Below are 16,405 nucleotides of genomic sequence, written 5' to 3'. Positions count from 1 at the left end.
GCAATTAGGGGCCTGAAGGGGGCGAATATGGGAGAAGCAATGCATCCGGCCGTGACCTATCTGATCTACATCGTTTCGGCGTTGGTGATGCTGGGCATTTTCACCGCGGTCTACACCACGGTGACGCGCTACAAGGAATTCGAGCTGATCCGCCAGGGCAACATTGCCGCGGTGCTGTCGTACGGCGGCGCGCTGGTGGGCTTTTCCTTCACCCTCTGCTCCAGCATCGCCATTCATGCGAGCTTCGTCATGTTCCTGGTCTGGGGCGTGGCCGCCATGGTGGTGCAACTGGTGGTCTACGCCGTGGTGGCGCGCGCCATCCGCGGCCTGAACGAAGCCATCGAGGAAAACAACATCGCCATGGGCGGCCTGATCGGATCGATCTCGCTGGCCGCCGGCGTGGTCAACGCCGCCTGCCTCACCTGAGCCGCCGGGCGCGCTGATTCGTATCTGACACAGGAGAACTAGCCATGAGTCTCGGTTCATTTATCCGCAAGCAGTTTATCGACATCCTGCAATGGAACGAGGACGGCGACGGCGTGCTGGCCTGGCGCCATCCGATGCAGGATTTTGAAATCCAGTACGGCGCCAGCCTGACGGTGCGCGAGTCGCAGATGGCGGTGTTCGTCAACGAAGGCAAGGTGGCCGACGTGTTCGGCCCCGGCATGTACAAGCTGACCACCCAGACCCTGCCGGTGCTGACGTACCTGAAGAACTGGGACAAGTTGTTCGAGTCGCCCTTCAAGTCGGACGTGATCTTCTTCAGCACCCGCCTGCAGCTGGGCCGGCGCTGGGGCACGGCGCAGCCGGTGACGCTGCGCGACAGCGAATTCGGCATGGTGCGGCTGCGCGCCTTCGGCGTGTATTCGTACCAGATCACCGACCCGGCCAAGTTCTACCGCGAGATCAGCGGCACGCGCGACGTCTACACCGTCGACGACCTGGAAGCGCAGTTGCGCAACATGGTGGTCGCGGCCATGACGACCGCGCTGGGCGGCTCGAAGGTGCCGTTCCTGGACATCGCCGGCAACCAGGGCCTGATGTCGCAGAGCATCGGCGAGCAGCTCGGCCCGGTGTTCGACCGCTACGGCGTCAAACTCGACAACTTCACGGTCGAGAACGTGTCGTTGCCGGAAGAATTGCAGAAGGCGCTGGACACGCGGATCTCGATGGGCATGGCGGGCGACCTGGGCAAGTTCACCCAGTACCAGACCGCCACCTCGATTCCGCTGGCGGCGCAGAACGAAGGCGGCATCGCCGGCATCGGCGCGGGCCTGGCGGCCGGCGCGGCGCTGGGCCAGACCATGGCGGCCGGACTGGGCGTGGCCCCGGGCCAGCCGGCGGCGGGAGCCGCGACGGCCGGCGCCGCGGCGGGTGCGGCGGCCGCCGCGCCGGCATCCGGCGGCGGCGATCCGGTGCAGCGCCTGCAGCAGCTCAAGGATCTGCTCGACAAGGGCCTGATCACGTCGGCCGACTACGACACGGCCAAGGCGGAAGTCCTGAAGAAACTCACCAGCTGAGCGCCGAACGCCCATGCAGCAGGTCCTGTGTCCGCAGTGCGGAGCGCCCGTCAAGTTCACCTCCACGGCATCGGTCATGGCGGTTTGCGGCGCCTGCCGCAGCACGCTGCTCAAGGATGCCGAGTCGGTCAAGCGCATCGGCGAGACGGCCGATGTGCTGGAAGACTATTCGCCGCTGTGCCTGGGCGCCGCCGGCCAGTTCGAAGGCAAGCGCTTCGACCTGATCGGCCGCATCCAGCTGCGCTACGAAGACGGCTTCTGGAACGAGTGGTACCTGTGGTTCGACGACGGCTCCGATGGCTGGCTGTCGGACGCCTCAGGCCAGTACGCCATCACCCGCCGCCGCAAGGCCAAGACGGTGCAGGGCCTGCCGGCGTTCGCCGACATCTCGCCCGGCGACGACATGAAGCTGGACGGCCAGCGCTTCACGGCCTCGGACGTGCGCCGCTGCCGCGCCGGGGGCGCGCAGGGTGAGCTGCCGTTCGTGCCGGGCGACGGCTGGGAGGCCAAGGTCGCCGACTTCCGCAGCCTGGATGCGTTCCTGACGCTGGACTTCTCCGACGGCCCCGAACCCGAGCTCTATATCGGCAAGGCCTTCGACCTGGCGGGCATGCAGGCGGCCTCGCTGCGCCCGAACGAGCAGGTCGAGGAAACCGCCGGCCGTTTCCGCGGCCAGATCAAGGCGCTGGATTGCCCCAGCTGCGGCGCGCCCATCAGCTTCGTCGCCGCCATGGCGACCCAGGTGGTGTGCCCGTCGTGCGCGGCCACGGTCGATTGCGCCGGCGACACCGCCGAGGTCATCGAGAAGGCGCGCAAGGTCAAGGCCATCAAGACCACGCTGGCGCTGGGCGCCACCGCCCGGATCGATGGCGCGGTCTTCACCCTGATCGGCCTGATGAAGTGCGCCGACCCGGATCCCGAGGAGCCGTCGGACTGGATCGAATACCTGTTGTTCAACCCGGCCAAGGGCTTCATCTGGTTGGTGGAAACGGACGAGGGCTGGGAGCGCGTGCAGGTCTGCGACACCTGGCCCAGCTACAACAACGCCACCAGCGTGCGCTGGCGGTCCAAGCTGTACCAGAAGCTGTACGACTACACCTCGCGCGTCGACCTGGCGCTGGGCGCCTTCAACTGGCGCGTCAAGGTTGGCGACAGCACCAAGATCACCGACTTCAAGGCCGGCAACCTCAAGCTGACCCGCGAGCAGGGGCCGGCCGAGCTGGGCTGGTCGGCCTCGGCGCCGGTGGCGCCGGCGCAACTGGCGGAATGGTTCGGCAATCCCGAGCTGGCCAGGCAGAAGGCGATGCCACGGGCGGCCGCGGGCGGCGGCTACCGCAAGTGGGCCTGGTTCGCCACCATCGCCATGGGATTCCTCAACATGGGCAACATCTTCAGCGGCCGCATCCTGCCGCTCGTGATCGGCCTGGCCTTCCTGTGGCTGCCGGCCAGCCTCGCGGACAAGATCTCGGCAAAGGACGACTGAGGCATGGGCAAGTTCATCTACGCGATCTACGCCGTCATCGTGGTCATGGCCGCCACCGGCGCCAGCTCTCCCGGCGCCCGCTTCACCAGCGGCGGCGGCGGCAGTGGCAGCAGCAGCAGCTGGGGCGGCGGTTCTTCGGGCAGCTCGGGCTGGTCATCGGGCGGATCGCACAAGTGACGCCGCACGCGACGCCCGGCCGCCACATCCTGGCCGATTTCCGCGGCGTGTCCGCGAGCCTGCTGGCCGATGCCCGGGCGCTCGAACGCGAACTGATCCTGGCCGCCGAGGCCGCCGGGGCGCGGGTGCTGGGCGCGCACTTCCACCATTTCGGCGAAGGCGCGGGCGTGACCGGGGTGGTCATGCTGAGCGAGTCGCACATCAGCGTGCATTCCTGGCCCGAGCACCAGTTCGCGGCGCTGGACATCTTCATGTGCGGGGCCGCCCGCCCCGAACTGGCGCTCGAGCGCCTGCGGACCGCGCTGGGTCCGGACACGGTGCGCGTCACCACGGTCGAGCGCGGCTGAGCGCCGCTTTCCCTTTTGGCGTTGATCTGGCGCAAGCCGGCCGTTCGCGGCAAATTGACGAGCGTTATATACCTATATATATTTCGTTACCGAGATTGATCTTGTCCGAGGAGAGATTCATGTTCCGCAAACACCCGATCCTGGCGGTATCGCTGGCCCTGGCCGCCGTCTGGGGTCCCAGCGCCCACGCCGGCGACCTGGTCGTGTCCGCCGCCGCCAGCCTGACCAACGCGTTCAAGGACGTGGCCCAGGCGTACGAGAAGGAGCATGCCGGCACCAAGGTCATCCTGAACTTCGGCGCTTCCGACGTGCTGCTGCAGCAGATCGTCAAGGGCGCGCCCGCCGACGTGTTCGCGTCCGCCGACCAGAAGGCGATGGACAAGGCCGTCGAGGAAAAGGCCGTCAAGCCCGAATCGCGGGTGGATTTCGCCGCCAACCAGATCGTGCTGATCGTGCCGACCGACAGCAAGGCCAACATCACCGCGCTCAAGGACCTGACGCGCGACGACGTCAAGCGCATCGCCTACGGCAACCCGGCCTCGGTGCCGGTGGGCCGCTATACGCAGGGCGCGCTGCAGGCCGCCGGCCTGTGGGACGCGGTGCAGGCCAAGAGCGTATTGGCGCAGAACGTGCGCCAGAGCCTGGACTACGTGTCGCGCGGCGAAGTGGACGCGGGCTTCGTGTTCGCCACCGACGCCGCCGTGATGCCGGACAAGGTCAAGGTCGCGGTGCGCGTGCCGTCGCAGACGCCGGTCACCTATCCCATCGCCGTGACGGCGCGTGACACCGCCGCCAAGGAAGCCAAGAGCTTCGTGGCCTACGTGATGTCGCCCGCCGGACAGGAAATCCTGTCGCGCTACGGCTTCCAGAAGCCCTGAGGCCGCGGCCGGTATTCAATCGCGGTCAGTGATGAGCGATCCAGTATGGGTGCCCCTGCTGCTTACCCTGAAAGTGGCGGGCTGGGCAACGTTGTTGGCGACCGTGGCCGGCACCGCGGCCGCTTACGGTTTGTCCCGTTGGCGTTGGCCGGGGCGGGACCTGCTGGATGCGATCCTGACCCTGCCGCTGGTGCTGCCGCCCACGGTGCTGGGCTATTACCTGCTGGTGCTGCTGGGACGCCGCGGCGTGCTGGGCGAAAAGCTGGCTGAAATCGGCATCGAGCTGGTCTTCACCTGGCAGGGCGCGGTCATCGCCGCGTCGGTGGTGGCCTTCCCGCTGGTTTTCAAGTCGGCCCGCGCCGCCTTCGAGAACGTCGATCCCCAATTGGAAAGCGCGGCCCGGGTATTGGGCGTGTGCGAGGCAGGCGTGTTCTTCCGCGTGACCTTGCCGCTGGCGGCGCGCGGCATCGTGGCCGGCGTGCTGCTGGCCTTTGCCCGCGCGCTGGGCGAGTTCGGCGCCACCCTGATGATCGCCGGCAACCTGCCGGGCCGCACCCAGACCCTGTCGGTCGCCATCTATGAGGCGGTGCAGGCGGGCGACGACGCCACCGCCAATTTCCTGGTGATGGTCACGTCGATTACCTGCATCCTGGTGCTGCTGGCGGCCGGCAAGCTGGTGCCGATCCGCGGCCGGCGCGGCGGAGACGGGCAATGAGCGTCGATCTGCGCATTCGCAAGAACATGGTGTCCGGCGACCGGCATTTTTCGCTCGACGTGGCGTTTTCGTCGGCCTCCAAGCGCATCGCGCTGTTCGGGCCGTCGGGCGCCGGCAAGAGCCTGACGCTGCGCGCGGTGGCCGGCCTGTTGCGGCCCGATGCCGGCCGCATCGAGGTCAACGGGCGGGTGCTGTTCGATTCCGACGCCCGCGTCAGCGTCGCGCCGCAGGCCCGCCGCGTGGCCTACCTGTTCCAGGACTACGCCTTGTTCCCGCACCTGACGGTGGCGCAGAACATCGCCTTCGGTTCGCGCCGCGGCTGGCTCAATCCGCCGCGGCGGGCCGTGTCGGCCGAGGCGCGGCGCTGGGTCGACGCCTTCGAGCTGGGCGCCATCGTGGGCAGCTATCCGCACGAGATCTCGGGCGGCCAGAAGCAGCGCGTGGCGCTGGCGCGCGCGCTGATGCTCAAGCCGGAAATCCTGCTGCTGGACGAACCGTTCTCGGCGCTGGATTCGCAACTGCGCGGCAAGATGCGCCAGGAACTGAACACGCTGCAACGCCAGCTGGACGTGCCGATGCTGCTGATCACGCACGATCCGGCCGATGTCGAGGCGCTGGCAGACGAGGTTTTCGAAGTGCGCGAGGGCAAGGTGCGCCGCCGCGACGAGGACGTGGGCGTGTGAAGGCCGGGGCGGCATTCAGGGCGTGAATGCCGCTGCCGCCCGAGGAAGCATGCCGCGCCGGGCGGGCGCCTGGCCGCGGCGGGCCGCAATCAGTCCAGCACGCCCAGGATCACGCTCGAGGCCTTGAAGATGGCGACCGCTTCGGCGCCTTCGCCCAGTCCCAGGTCCTGCGCGCTTTCGTTGGTGACGATCGCCACCAGCGTGGTGCCGCCTTCCAGCCCGATCAGGATCTCGCTGTTGACCGCGCCGGTGCGCACCGCCGTGATGGTGCCGGGCAACTGGTTGCGGGCCGACAGCCGCAGGCCGGGGCCGGGCGCGCCGACGATCACCGACGAGGCCTTGACCAGCGCCAGCGCTTCCTTGCCGGGCGCCAGTTCCAGTTCCTGGGTGCTTTCGCGGGTGATGGTGGCCGTAATGACCTGGCCGCCGGCGATGCGCAGCAGGATTTCGTCGTTGACGGCCCCGGTGCGGACTTCCATCACGGTGCCCATGAGTTTGTTGCGTGCGCTGGTTTTCAACATAAATCGCCTCATCAAGTCGATGTCGCCGCTGGCGTCCAGGCCGGCGCGCGCCAGGTTTTCCATGAATTTGCGGTGTTCGGACTCGAGCGCCCGGAAGGTCGCGATCAGGCCGCGCGCCCGGTCGGTCAGGCGCGTGCCGCCGCCGCCCTTGCCACCGGCCGCGCGCAACACCAGCGGTTCGCCCGCCAGGTTGTTCATGGCGTCGATGGCGTCCCAGGCGCCCTTGTAGCTCATGCCGACCGCGCGCGCGGCGGCCGTGATCGAGCCGGTGGCGTCGATCTGCGCCAGCAGGTCTATGCGGTTCTTGCCGCCCCAGTTCTGGGCGCCGGAACGAAACCAAATCGAGCCGTCGAGTTCCAACATCGGTATCAGGTGTGGTCAGGGTCTGGAAGTAACCCCCGAGTGTAATGGAGCCCGCGCCGCCGTCGTTTGAGATATATCCGATGAGAATGAGATGCTGTTGAAACTTTATCCGCTTCGCGGCACTATGGACGCGCTCAGGATGTGTTGATGGGTGTTGACATCGGGGGGCCGGCTCGCGGCCCCGCTTCTTGGAGATCGACATGAAAGCGCTGAAAATGCTGGCATCGGGTTCCATGGCGGCACTGCTGGCGGCCTGCGCATCGGGCCCCACCGTCAAAAGCGATTACGACCATCAGGCGGATTTCTCGCGCTACCGGACCTTCGGCTATATGTCGCCGCTGGGCACCGACAAGGCCGGCTACAGCACCCTGCTGACCGAGCGGCTCAAGGACGCCACCCGCGGCCAGATGGAAATGCGCGGCTATGTCTACGCTGCCGCCAACCCCGACCTGCTGGTCAACTTCAATGGCAAGCTGCAGCAAAAGACCGAGGTGAGCCAGGCCCCGCCGCCGCCGATGGGGCCGTACTACGGCTATCGCAGTGGTTTCTATGGAGGCTGGCCCGGCTACGGCTGGAACGACACCGTCTACCAATACACCGAGGGCACCCTCAACATCGACCTGGTCGATCCGCGCCGCAAGCAACTGGTGTGGGAGGGCGTCGCGGTCGGCGAAGTCCGCGATCCCGAGGCCGCGACCTCGCCGCAGAGCATCGAGAAGGCGGTCGCCCAGGTCTTCTCCCAGTATCCGTTCCGCGCCGGCGTTGCCGCGCCGCAGTTGCCGGACAAGAGCAAGCCCAAGCCCTAGGGCCTGTTCAAACTACAAGGAACCCCGCATGAGCACCCGCCGCAAACCCGCGTCTTCCGATACCGGCGCCACGCCGTCCTACGATACCGTGGCCCTGGTGCTGCAGGGCGGCGGCGCCCTCGGCTCGTACCAGGCGGGGGTCTACCAGGGCCTGCACGAGGCCGGCATCCGCCCCAACTGGATCTCCGGCATCTCGATCGGCTCGATCAACGCGGCGATCATCGCCGGGTCGCGCGAGGACGAGCGCATCGAGCGGCTGCGCGGTTTCTGGGAAAGCATCTGCCGGCCGACGGGGTTCGCCTCCGTTCCCTGGGGCGACACGCTGGCCGGCATGTTCGAGGGCATCCCGTTCGGCTTCGGCTCGCCCGCCATGAACGGCCAGCTGTCGGCCTTCCAGGCGCTGTTCTCGGGGCAGCCGGGCTTTTTCAAGCCGCGCTTTCCGCCGCCATACTGGGTGCACGGCAAGGGCGCGGCGTCCACCAGCTTCTACGACACCACGCCGCTGGCCGCGACGTTGCGCGAGTACGTGGATTTCGATCTGCTCAATTCCGGCGCGGTGCGCGCCAGTTTTGGCGTGGTCAACGTGCGCAGCGGCAATTTCGCCTATTTCGACAGCCTCAAGGACACCCTGCGGCCCGAGCACATCATGGCCTCCGGCGCCTTGCCGCCCGGCTTCCCGTCGGTGGAGATCGACGGCGAGCATTACTGGGACGGCGGCGTGGTGTCCAACACGCCGCTGGCGCAGGTGCTGACCAGCGACACGATGCGCGACACGCTCGCTTTCCAGGTCGACCTGTGGCCCGCGCGCGGCTGGCTGCCGACCACGCTCGAGGAAGTGGCCGAGCGCCAGAAGGACATCCAGTATTCCAGCCGGACCCGCATGGTCACCGACCAGCTGCGGCGCGTGCTCAAGCTGCGCCATGGCCTGCAGCAACTGCTGGAACGCCTGCCCGACGCGGAGCGCGGCGCGCCCGATCTGGCGGAAATCCGCCGCCTCGCCAAGACCCCGGCCACCAACATCATCAACCTGATCTACGAGTCCAAGCACCGCGAGCGCTTCTCCAAGGACTACGAGTTCGGCACCGAGGCCATGCGCGAGCACTGGGAGTCGGGGCTGGCCGACATCCGCCAGACGCTGGCCAAGCCGGGCATCCTGGCGCGTCCCACCCAGGACAGTTGCTTCGTGGCCCACGACATCCACCGCAACGGCAAGCACACCGCCTGAGGCGCGGCGGGGCTGGTGGGATCCGTCTGATTCCAGGGGAAACCCGCCGCACAACGGCGTCAGCAACGGTAGTCTTTCGGCAAGACTTGAAACCTTGTTCCGGGTCCGGGCCGCCGTCTTCCGCGCTGCGCCCGCGCCCGGTGGAGACGCCGACATGACCATCGCTTTCCCCCAATCCCCCGTCCGTGGCCCGCAGTCCGCGGCCGCGGTTCCCGGCGCCGCCGCGCCCGCCACGCCGGCCGAAGCGGCGGACGGCGCCTTCCCGGTCCGGCTCGATGGCTGGTGGAGCCTGCTGTACCACGGCTGGACCCTGCTGACGCCGCAGGGCACGCGCCTGGACCTGACCGAGGTCGAGCGCGCCTGCTTCCAGTGCCTGCTGCGCAATCCGCGCAAGGAGCTGTTGCGCGAAGAACTCGCGGTGCTGCGCGAGGAATTGATGCTGCCGCGCCAGAGCACCAACCTGCGCGCCCTGAACGTGGCGATCTGCCGCCTGCGCCGCAAGGTGCGCCAGGCCGGTGGCCGCCTGCCGCTGCATACGGTGCACGGCGTGGGCTACGTATTCCTGGGCAATCTGCAAGAGGTTGCCGACGTGTGATCGCGGTGAACGGATTTTCCCCGGATCCGTTTGTTTTACGCCGCGCTTCGTGTCGCGCGCCGTCGTGAAAATCAGTGATTTCCCCAATAACTGAGTTACATTAACGGGCTATTCACGTGTCAGTGGCGGGGCGCAGGATTTTGCTTTGATCGCAATCACGTATTGCGGTCAAATACGGCGGTCGGACACGGCCGCGCAAACCCAAGGCCGCCCTTCGGCAACCGGACACGGCGGTCAGCAGACGCCGTTACATTGTTGCGGTCGCTTGACGCGGTTAACTTCGCGGGGGTTTCAATGCGGTTTTCGCCTAAACGTGTCTCAGGTCTGGCTTTTTCCGGCGGCGTCCTCGCGCTGTTGTTGGCGGGTTGCGGTGAAAAGCCGCAAATGAACCCCGGCATGCCGCAGGTCAGCGTCATCACGGTGCAGCCGCAACGCACACCCATCATCTCCGAACTGCCCGGCCGCGTCGACGCGGTGCGCGATGCCCAGATCCGCTCGCGGGTCACCGGCATCGTCCAGAAGATCGCCTTCGAGCAGGGCGGCGACGTCAAGGAAAACCAGCTGCTGTTCAAGATCGATCCGGCGCCCTACAAGGCCGCCTACGATCAGGCCACCGCGCAGCTCAAGCAGGCGCAGGCCAACCTGTTCAGCGCCAAGCTGCTGGCCGACCGCTACGCGCCGCTGGTCAAGGCCAACGCCGTCAGCAAGCAGGAATACGACAACGCCGTGGCGGCCTACCGCCAGGCCGACGCCACCGTGGCCGCGGCCAAGGCGGCGCAGGACAACGCCTCCATCAACCTCGGCTACACCGATGTCACCTCGCCCATCACGGGCCGCATCGGCAAGCCGCTGGTGACCGAGGGCGCGCTGGTCGAGGCGACCTCGGCCACGCAGATGGCGACCGTGCAGCAGCTCGACCCGATCTACGTGGACTTCACCCAGTCCACCGCCGACCTGGCCGCGCTGCGCCGCGCCTTCGCCAGCGGCAAGCTGCAGCAGGTCGGCAAGGACGCCGCCCGCGCCACCGTGGTGCTGGAAGACGGTTCCGAATACGACAAGCCGGGCAAGCTGCTGTTCACCGGCATCACGGTCGATCCCAGCACCGGCCAGGTCAACCTGCGCGCCGAAGTCCCCAACCCCGACGGCATCCTGCTGCCCGGCATGTACGTGCGCGTGCGCCTGGAGCAGGGCGTGGACGATCAGGCCCTGATGGTGCCGCAGCAGGCGCTGCAACGCACCGCCGACGGTTCGCAGAGCCTGATGCTGGTCAAGGACAACAAGATCGAACAGCTGCCCGTGACCACCGGCGGCGCCATCAAGAACGACTGGCTCATCACCAGCGGCCTGAAGGCCGGCGACGTGGTCGTGGTCGAGGGCTTCCAGAAGATCCGTCCCGGCGCCCCGGTGCAGGCCAGTCCCTGGAACAAGGACAAGGCGGGCGGCGCGCCCGCCGCGGGCGGTCAGCCGCCGGCACAGCCTGGCGCCAAGCCGGCGGATCCCGCGGCCAAGCCCGCGGACCCCGCCAAGCCGGCGCAGCAGGCCCCGGCCGCCGGCCAGAAATCGTAAGCGGCTCGCAGCGCAACGCGCTGCGTTCCTCTTTGGTGAGCATCGCTTTCAGAGTCAGCCCACATGCCGCAATTTTTTATTGATCGACCAATTTTCGCCTGGGTAGTCGCCCTGTTCATCCTGCTGGCGGGGGTGCTGGCCATCCCCAACATGCCGGTATCGCAGTATCCCGACGTGGCGCCCCCGGCCATCACCATCACCGCGACCTATCCCGGCGCGTCGGCCAAGGAAGTAGCCGAATCGGTCACCAGTATCATCGAGGACAAGCTCAACGGCGCCAAGGGCCTGATCTACTACGAGTCGGTCAGCGATTCCTATGGCACCTCGACCATCACCGCCACCTTCGCGCCCGGCCGCGATCCCGACCTGGCGCAGGTGGACGTGCAGAACCGCGTGTCCAACGTGATCGCCCAGCTGCCCTCCGCGGTGCAGCAGCAGGGCCTGAAGTACGAGCAGACCAGTACCGGCTTCCTGATGATCGTGACGCTGTCGTCCACCGACGGCTCGCTCGACCAGACGGCGCTGGCCGACTACATCACCCGCAACATCCAGAACCCGGTGTCGCGGGTGTCCGGCGTGGGCCAGTTCCAGCTGTTCGCGGCGCCGCGCGCCATGCGCATCTGGGTCGACCCGGCCAAGCTGGTCGGCTTCAGCCTGAGCATGGCCGAGGTCAACCAGGCCATCGCCGCGCAGAACGTGCTGGTGTCCGGCGGCAGCATCGGCGCGCCGCCCAACCCCGAATCGCAGCGCATCACCGCCACCGTGGTGGCCAACGGCCAGCTCAGCACCGTCGAAGGCTTCGGCAAGATCGTGCTGCGCGCCAACACCGATGGCTCCAAGGTGCTGCTGCGCGACGTCGCCCGCATCGAGGTCGGCGCCGACAACTACCAGTTCGGCGCCCGCCTGAACGGCAAGCCGACGGCGGCCTTCGCCATCGTGCTGTCGCCGGACGCCAACGCGCTGGCCACCGCCCAGGGCGTGCGCCAGCAGATGGACGAGCTGTCCAAGTACTTCCCGGGCAACATCACCTACGCCATCCCCTACGACACCGCGCCGTACGTCAAGGTCTCGATCGAGCAGGTGCTGCACACACTGGCCGAAGCCATGGTGCTGGTGTTCCTGGTGATGTACCTGTTCCTGCAGAACGTGCGCTACACCCTGATCCCGGCGCTGGTGGTGCCGGTGGCCATGCTGGGGTCGTTCGCGGTGATGCTGGGGCTGGGATTCTCGATCAACGTGCTGACCATGTTCGCCATGGTGCTGGCCATCGGTATTCTGGTGGACGACGCCATCGTGGTGGTCGAGAACGTCGAGCGGATCATGGCGACCGAAGGGCTGCCACCCAAGGAAGCCACCAAGAAGGCCATGCCGCAGATCAGCGGCGCCATCATCGGCATCACGCTGGTGCTGGTGACGGTGTTCCTGCCGCTGGCCTTCATGAGCGGGTCGGTGGGCGTGATCTACCGCCAGTTCTCGGTGGCCATGGCCGTGTCGATCTTCTTCTCGGCGCTGCTGGCGCTGACCTTCACGCCGGCGCTGTGCGCGACCATCCTGAAGCCGGTGCCCAAGGGACACCACAACGACAAGAAGGGTTTCTTCGGCTGGTTCAACCGCAAGTTCGACGCCACCACGCACGGCTACCAGAACTGGGTCTCGCGCATGCTGCACAAGGGCGGCCGCATGATGCTGGCCTTCCTGGTGCTGGTGATCCTGCTGGGCTGGCTGTACCTGCGCCTGCCGTCCTCGTTCCTGCCGGAAGAAGACCAGGGCTACGTCATCAGCAACATCGAGCTGCCCACGGGCGCCAGCGCCAACCGCACGGTGCAGGTGATCGAAGAGGTCGAGGCCTACTTCCGCCAGATTCCCGCGGTCGAGAACATCATCACGGTGCAGGGCTTCAGCTTCAACGGCAACGGCCTGAATGCAGCCATCGCCTTCACCACGCTCAAGGACTTCAAGGACCGCAAGGGCAAGGGCGATTCGGCCGGCGCCATTGCGTTCAATGCGTTCCAGAAGCAGCTGATGGGCGTGCACGACGCCATGGTCTTCACCCTGGTGCCGCCGGCGATCTCGTCGCTGGGCAACGCCACCGGTTTCGACCTGCGCCTGCAGGACCGCGGTTCGGCCGGCACCGATGCGCTGGCCGCGGCCACCGGCCAGCTGATGGGCATGGCCATGAAGAGCCCGGTGCTGTCGCAGGTACGCATTACCGGCCTGTCGGCCGGCGCGCAGCTGACCCTGGACATCGACCGCGACAAGGCCGCCGCGCTGGGGGTGAACTTCGACGAGGCCGCCTCGCTGATCTCCACCGCCGTCGGTTCGGCCTACCTGAGCAAGTTCCCCAACCTGGGCCGGATGCAGAACATCTGGGTGCAGGCGGATGCGCCGTACCGCATGCAGCTGTCGGACGTGCTCAAGCTGAACGCCCGCAACGTGCAGGGCGGCATGGTGCCGCTGTCGACCTTCGTCACGGCCAAGTGGTCGCAGGGTCCGGTGCAGGTGGTGCGCTACAACAGCTATGAATCCATGCGGATCGGCGGCAGCGCCGCCGCCGGCTACACGACCGGCCAGGCCATGGAGGAAATGCAGAAGCTGGTGGGCCAGCTGCCGCAGGGCTTCGGCTACGAGTGGACCGGGCTGTCCTACCAGGAACGCCAGGCCGGCAACCAGGCCCCGATCCTGATGGGCTTGTCGCTGCTGGTGGTGTTCCTGGTGCTGGCCGCGCTGTATGAAAGCTGGGCCATCCCGATCTCGGTGATGCTGGTGGTGCCGCTGGGCATGCTGGGCGCGGTGGCGCTGGTCAGCGCGCTGGGCATGTCCAACGACGTGTACTTCCAGGTGGGCATGGTGACCGTGATCGGGCTGGCGGCCAAAAACGCCATCCTGATCGTGGAATTCGCCAAGGACCAGTACGCGCGGGGCATGGGCCTGTACGAGGCGGCGGTGGAAGCCGCGCGCCTGCGGTTCCGGCCGATCCTGATGACCTCGCTGGCGTTCATCCTGGGCGTGGTGCCGCTGGCCATGGCCACCGGCGCCGGCGCCGCCAGCCAGCGCGCGGTGGGCCTGGGCGTGTTGGGCGGCATGCTGGCCGCCACGCCGTTCGCGGTGATTTTCGTACCGACCTTCTTCGTCGTGGTGCTGGGCCTGTTCAAGACCAAGCCGCGCCTGCTGGGCGCCGAGCTGCGCGCCTTCGAGGAAGAGCAGGCGGCCAAGAAGGCGGCCGCGGGGCAGACCCCGCCGGACGCTCCCGCACAACCCAACGGTGGCCAGGAGGGCAAGGAATGAGCGCCCTGATGTTCAAACAGACCGCCTTGTCCGCCTTCGTGGCGGTGGCGTTGGCCGGCTGCTCGCTGGCGCCCGACTACAAGCGTCCCGATGCGCCGGTTTCCGGCAATTGGCCGGACCAGCCCAAGGTGCAGTACGGCGCGTACGCCAATCCGATGACGCTGGGCACGCAGCCCGCGTCCGCGGTGGCGCCGCAGGCGGCCACGGCCGCCGCCGACCTGGGCTGGCGCGAGTTCTTCCATGACCCGCGCCTGCAGCGCCTGATCGAGCTGGCGCTGGTCAATAACCGCGACCTGCGCGTGGCGGTGCAGCGCGTCGAAGAGGCGCGCGCCCAGTACGGCGTGCAGCGCGGCGCGCAATGGCCGAGCATCGGCGCCGGCATCCAGGGGCAGCGCCAGCGCTTCCCCGAGAACATGCGCCAGCCGGGCGCCGGTTCGGTCACCAGTTCCTATCAGGCCGGCATCGGCCTGACCACGTTCGAGATCGACCTGTTCGGCCGCTTGCGCAGCCTGTCGGAAGCGGCGTACCAGCAGTACCTGTCGACCGAGCAGGCGCAAAAGAGCACCCACATCACGCTGATCGGCGCGGTGGCGCAGTCGTACTTCAACCTGCGCGCGGCTCAGGTGCAGCTGGAACTGACCCAGCGCACGCTGGCCTCGCGCCAGGAGTCGTACAACCTGGTCAAGCGCCGCTTCGATGGCGGCGTGGCGTCCGAACTGGACCTGAACCAGTCCAAGTCGCTGCTGGATACGGCCTCGGCCGACCTGGCGCAACTGGCCCGGGCCCAGGCCCAGGCCGTCAACGCGCTGGTGCTGCTGCTGGGCACGCCGTTGCCCGAGGACCTGCCGGCGCCGGCGACGTTCGGCCGCGACCAGTTGCTGGCGACGGTGCCGGCCGGATTGCCGTCCGACCTGCTGGAGCGCCGCCCGGACATCCTGGCCGCCGAGAACAACCTGAGGTCGGCCAACGCCAACATCGGCGCGGCGCGCGCGGCGTTCTTCCCGACCATCTCGCTGACCGGTCTGTTCGGCGTGGCCAGCCCGTCGCTGGATACGCTGTTCAAGGGCGGGCAGGGCTACTGGAGCTTCTCGCCATCGATCACGACGCCGCTGTTCGCGGGCGGCAGCATCCGCGAGGGCCTGAACCTGGCCCGCGCGCGCGACAACATCGCGGTGGCGCAGTACGAGCAGACCATCCAGCAGGCGTTCCGCGAAGTCTCGGACGCACTGGCGGGCGAGGCCACCTACGGCGCGCAGCTGGACGCCCAGCGCGCGTTGCAGGATTCGTCGGCGCGCACCCTGGAACTGTCGAATCTGCGGTATACCAATGGTGTCGACAGCTACCTGCAGGTGCAGACCGCGCAAGTGGACTTTTTCAATGCCCAGCTCGCGCTGGTGCAAACCGGCCTGGCCGCGCTGATCAACCGTGTGGAACTCTACAAGGCGTTGGGCGGCGGCTGGGAAGAAACAACGAAAGTGCAATGATAGAACTTGGTGTAAACATCGATCACGTCGCGACCCTGCGGCAACAGCGCCACACGGCCTATCCCGACCCGGTGGCGGCGGCGCTGCGCGCCGAAGACGCCGGCGCCGACCTGATCACGCTGCATCTGCGCGAAGACCGCCGCCACATCCAGGACGCCGACGTCTACGCCATCCGGCCGCAACTGCGCACGCGCATGAACCTGGAGTGCGCGGTCACGCCCGAGATGCTGGAGATCGCCTGCGCGGTCAAGCCCAATGACGTCTGCCTGGTGCCGGAAAAGCGCACCGAGCTGACCACCGAGGGCGGGCTGGAAGTGGCGGGCGCGCTGTCGGCGGTGTCGGACGCGGTCGGCCTGCTGGCCGAGGCCGGCATCCGCGTGTCGCTGTTCATCGATCCGGACCCGGCGCAGATCGCGGCGGCCGCCCGCGCGGGCGCGCCGGTCATCGAGCTGCACACCGGCGCCTACGCCGAAGCCGAGGGCGAGGCCGCCCTGGCCGAACTCGAACGCATCCGCGTGGCGGTGGCCGAAGGGCTGCGCCACGGCCTGCGCGTCAATGCCGGCCACGGCCTGCACTACGGCAACGTCAAGCCGGTGGCGGCGCTGGACGGCATTTCCGAGCTCAACATCGGCCACGCCATCGTGGCGCAGGCGGTGTTCGACGGCTGGGAAAAGGCCGTGCGCGACATGAAGGCGCTGATGGTGCAGGCCCGCCTGGAAGCGCTGCGCGGCCGTTGAGCCCGGGCCCGATCCCTTTC

The 16,405-nt window shown here is 67.7% G+C and carries 16 protein-coding genes; 15 read left to right on the top strand and 1 reads right to left on the bottom strand.

Features of this window, described 5'->3' with window-relative positions:
* Positions 1-39: 39 nt before the first annotated feature.
* The 8 genes from AC1HFW_RS16350 (at position 40) to AC1HFW_RS16315 (ending at position 5,803) form a co-directional block, all read left to right on the top strand.
* Entirely contained in the window at positions 40-426 is a 387-nt protein-coding gene (locus AC1HFW_RS16350) for a DUF350 domain-containing protein (RefSeq protein ID WP_006390571.1), read from the top strand.
* A gap of 44 nt (positions 427-470) precedes the next feature.
* A complete protein-coding gene (locus AC1HFW_RS16345) occupies positions 471-1,520 on the top strand; it encodes an SPFH domain-containing protein (RefSeq protein WP_479284430.1) in 1,050 nt (349 codons plus the stop codon).
* Between the two features lie 13 nt (positions 1,521-1,533).
* The gene (locus tag AC1HFW_RS16340) at positions 1,534-3,003 is read left to right on the top strand and encodes a DUF4178 domain-containing protein (protein ID WP_479284428.1); all 1,470 of its coding nucleotides are present in this window, start codon (positions 1,534-1,536) and stop codon (positions 3,001-3,003) included.
* 3 nt (positions 3,004-3,006) lie between these two features.
* Positions 3,007-3,180, top strand: a complete 174-nt coding sequence (locus AC1HFW_RS16335; RefSeq protein ID WP_479284426.1) for a hypothetical protein — start codon at positions 3,007-3,009, stop codon at positions 3,178-3,180.
* Positions 3,177-3,527 (top strand): adenosylmethionine decarboxylase, encoded by a 351-nt coding sequence (speD, locus tag AC1HFW_RS16330; protein WP_479284424.1) that lies wholly within the window; start codon positions 3,177-3,179, stop codon positions 3,525-3,527. Before AC1HFW_RS16335 ends, speD begins: the two co-directional genes overlap by 4 nt.
* Before the next feature lie 119 nt (positions 3,528-3,646).
* A complete protein-coding gene (modA, locus tag AC1HFW_RS16325) occupies positions 3,647-4,405 on the top strand; it encodes a molybdate ABC transporter substrate-binding protein (RefSeq protein ID WP_006390565.1) in 759 nt (252 codons plus the stop codon).
* Between the two features lie 31 nt (positions 4,406-4,436).
* Positions 4,437-5,120 carry a molybdate ABC transporter permease subunit gene (modB, locus tag AC1HFW_RS16320; RefSeq protein WP_116521203.1) on the top strand — a complete coding sequence of 228 codons (684 nt, stop codon included), beginning with the start codon at positions 4,437-4,439 and terminating at the stop codon, positions 5,118-5,120.
* Positions 5,117-5,803 (top strand): ATP-binding cassette domain-containing protein, encoded by a 687-nt coding sequence (locus AC1HFW_RS16315; RefSeq protein WP_006390563.1) that lies wholly within the window; start codon positions 5,117-5,119, stop codon positions 5,801-5,803. The genes modB and AC1HFW_RS16315 overlap by 4 nt, the downstream gene beginning before the upstream one ends.
* An 89-nt stretch (positions 5,804-5,892) precedes the next feature.
* Here AC1HFW_RS16315 and AC1HFW_RS16310 read toward each other — a convergent pair whose 3' ends face one another.
* On the bottom strand, positions 5,893-6,687 hold the full coding sequence (locus tag AC1HFW_RS16310) for a TOBE domain-containing protein (protein WP_116521202.1): 795 nt from the start codon (positions 6,685-6,687) through the stop codon (positions 5,893-5,895).
* Between the two features lie 200 nt (positions 6,688-6,887).
* Here AC1HFW_RS16310 and AC1HFW_RS16305 point away from each other — a divergent pair, with 200 nt between their 5' ends.
* The 7 genes from AC1HFW_RS16305 (at position 6,888) to pdxJ (ending at position 16,385) form a co-directional block, all read left to right on the top strand.
* The gene (locus AC1HFW_RS16305; protein ID WP_116521201.1) at positions 6,888-7,493 is read left to right on the top strand and encodes a DUF4136 domain-containing protein; all 606 of its coding nucleotides are present in this window, start codon (positions 6,888-6,890) and stop codon (positions 7,491-7,493) included.
* Positions 7,494-7,521: 28 nt separating this feature from the next.
* Positions 7,522-8,718: a DUF3734 domain-containing protein gene (locus AC1HFW_RS16300; RefSeq protein WP_479284420.1), complete on the top strand. Its 1,197-nt coding sequence runs from the start codon at positions 7,522-7,524 to the stop codon at positions 8,716-8,718.
* A 154-nt stretch (positions 8,719-8,872) separates the two neighbouring features.
* Positions 8,873-9,313: a winged helix-turn-helix domain-containing protein gene (locus AC1HFW_RS16295; RefSeq protein ID WP_006390559.1), complete on the top strand. Its 441-nt coding sequence runs from the start codon at positions 8,873-8,875 to the stop codon at positions 9,311-9,313.
* A 294-nt stretch (positions 9,314-9,607) separates the two neighbouring features.
* Positions 9,608-10,879, top strand: coding sequence for an efflux RND transporter periplasmic adaptor subunit (locus tag AC1HFW_RS16290; RefSeq protein ID WP_035359294.1), 1,272 nt, complete (start codon positions 9,608-9,610; stop codon positions 10,877-10,879).
* Between the two features lie 63 nt (positions 10,880-10,942).
* Positions 10,943-14,164, top strand: coding sequence for an efflux RND transporter permease subunit (locus AC1HFW_RS16285; RefSeq protein ID WP_006390557.1), 3,222 nt, complete (start codon positions 10,943-10,945; stop codon positions 14,162-14,164).
* Positions 14,161-15,648, top strand: a complete 1,488-nt coding sequence (locus AC1HFW_RS16280; protein ID WP_061073753.1) for an efflux transporter outer membrane subunit — start codon at positions 14,161-14,163, stop codon at positions 15,646-15,648. Before AC1HFW_RS16285 ends, AC1HFW_RS16280 begins: the two co-directional genes overlap by 4 nt.
* Complete coding sequence (gene pdxJ / locus AC1HFW_RS16275; protein ID WP_006390555.1) at positions 15,645-16,385, top strand: pyridoxine 5'-phosphate synthase; 741 nt, start codon at positions 15,645-15,647, stop codon at positions 16,383-16,385. The genes AC1HFW_RS16280 and pdxJ overlap by 4 nt, the downstream gene beginning before the upstream one ends.
* Positions 16,386-16,405 lie beyond the last annotated feature (20 nt).

This window comes from Achromobacter sp. ISS7 (assembly GCF_056523125.1).
This window is presented reverse-complemented; position numbering and strand designations above follow the sequence as displayed.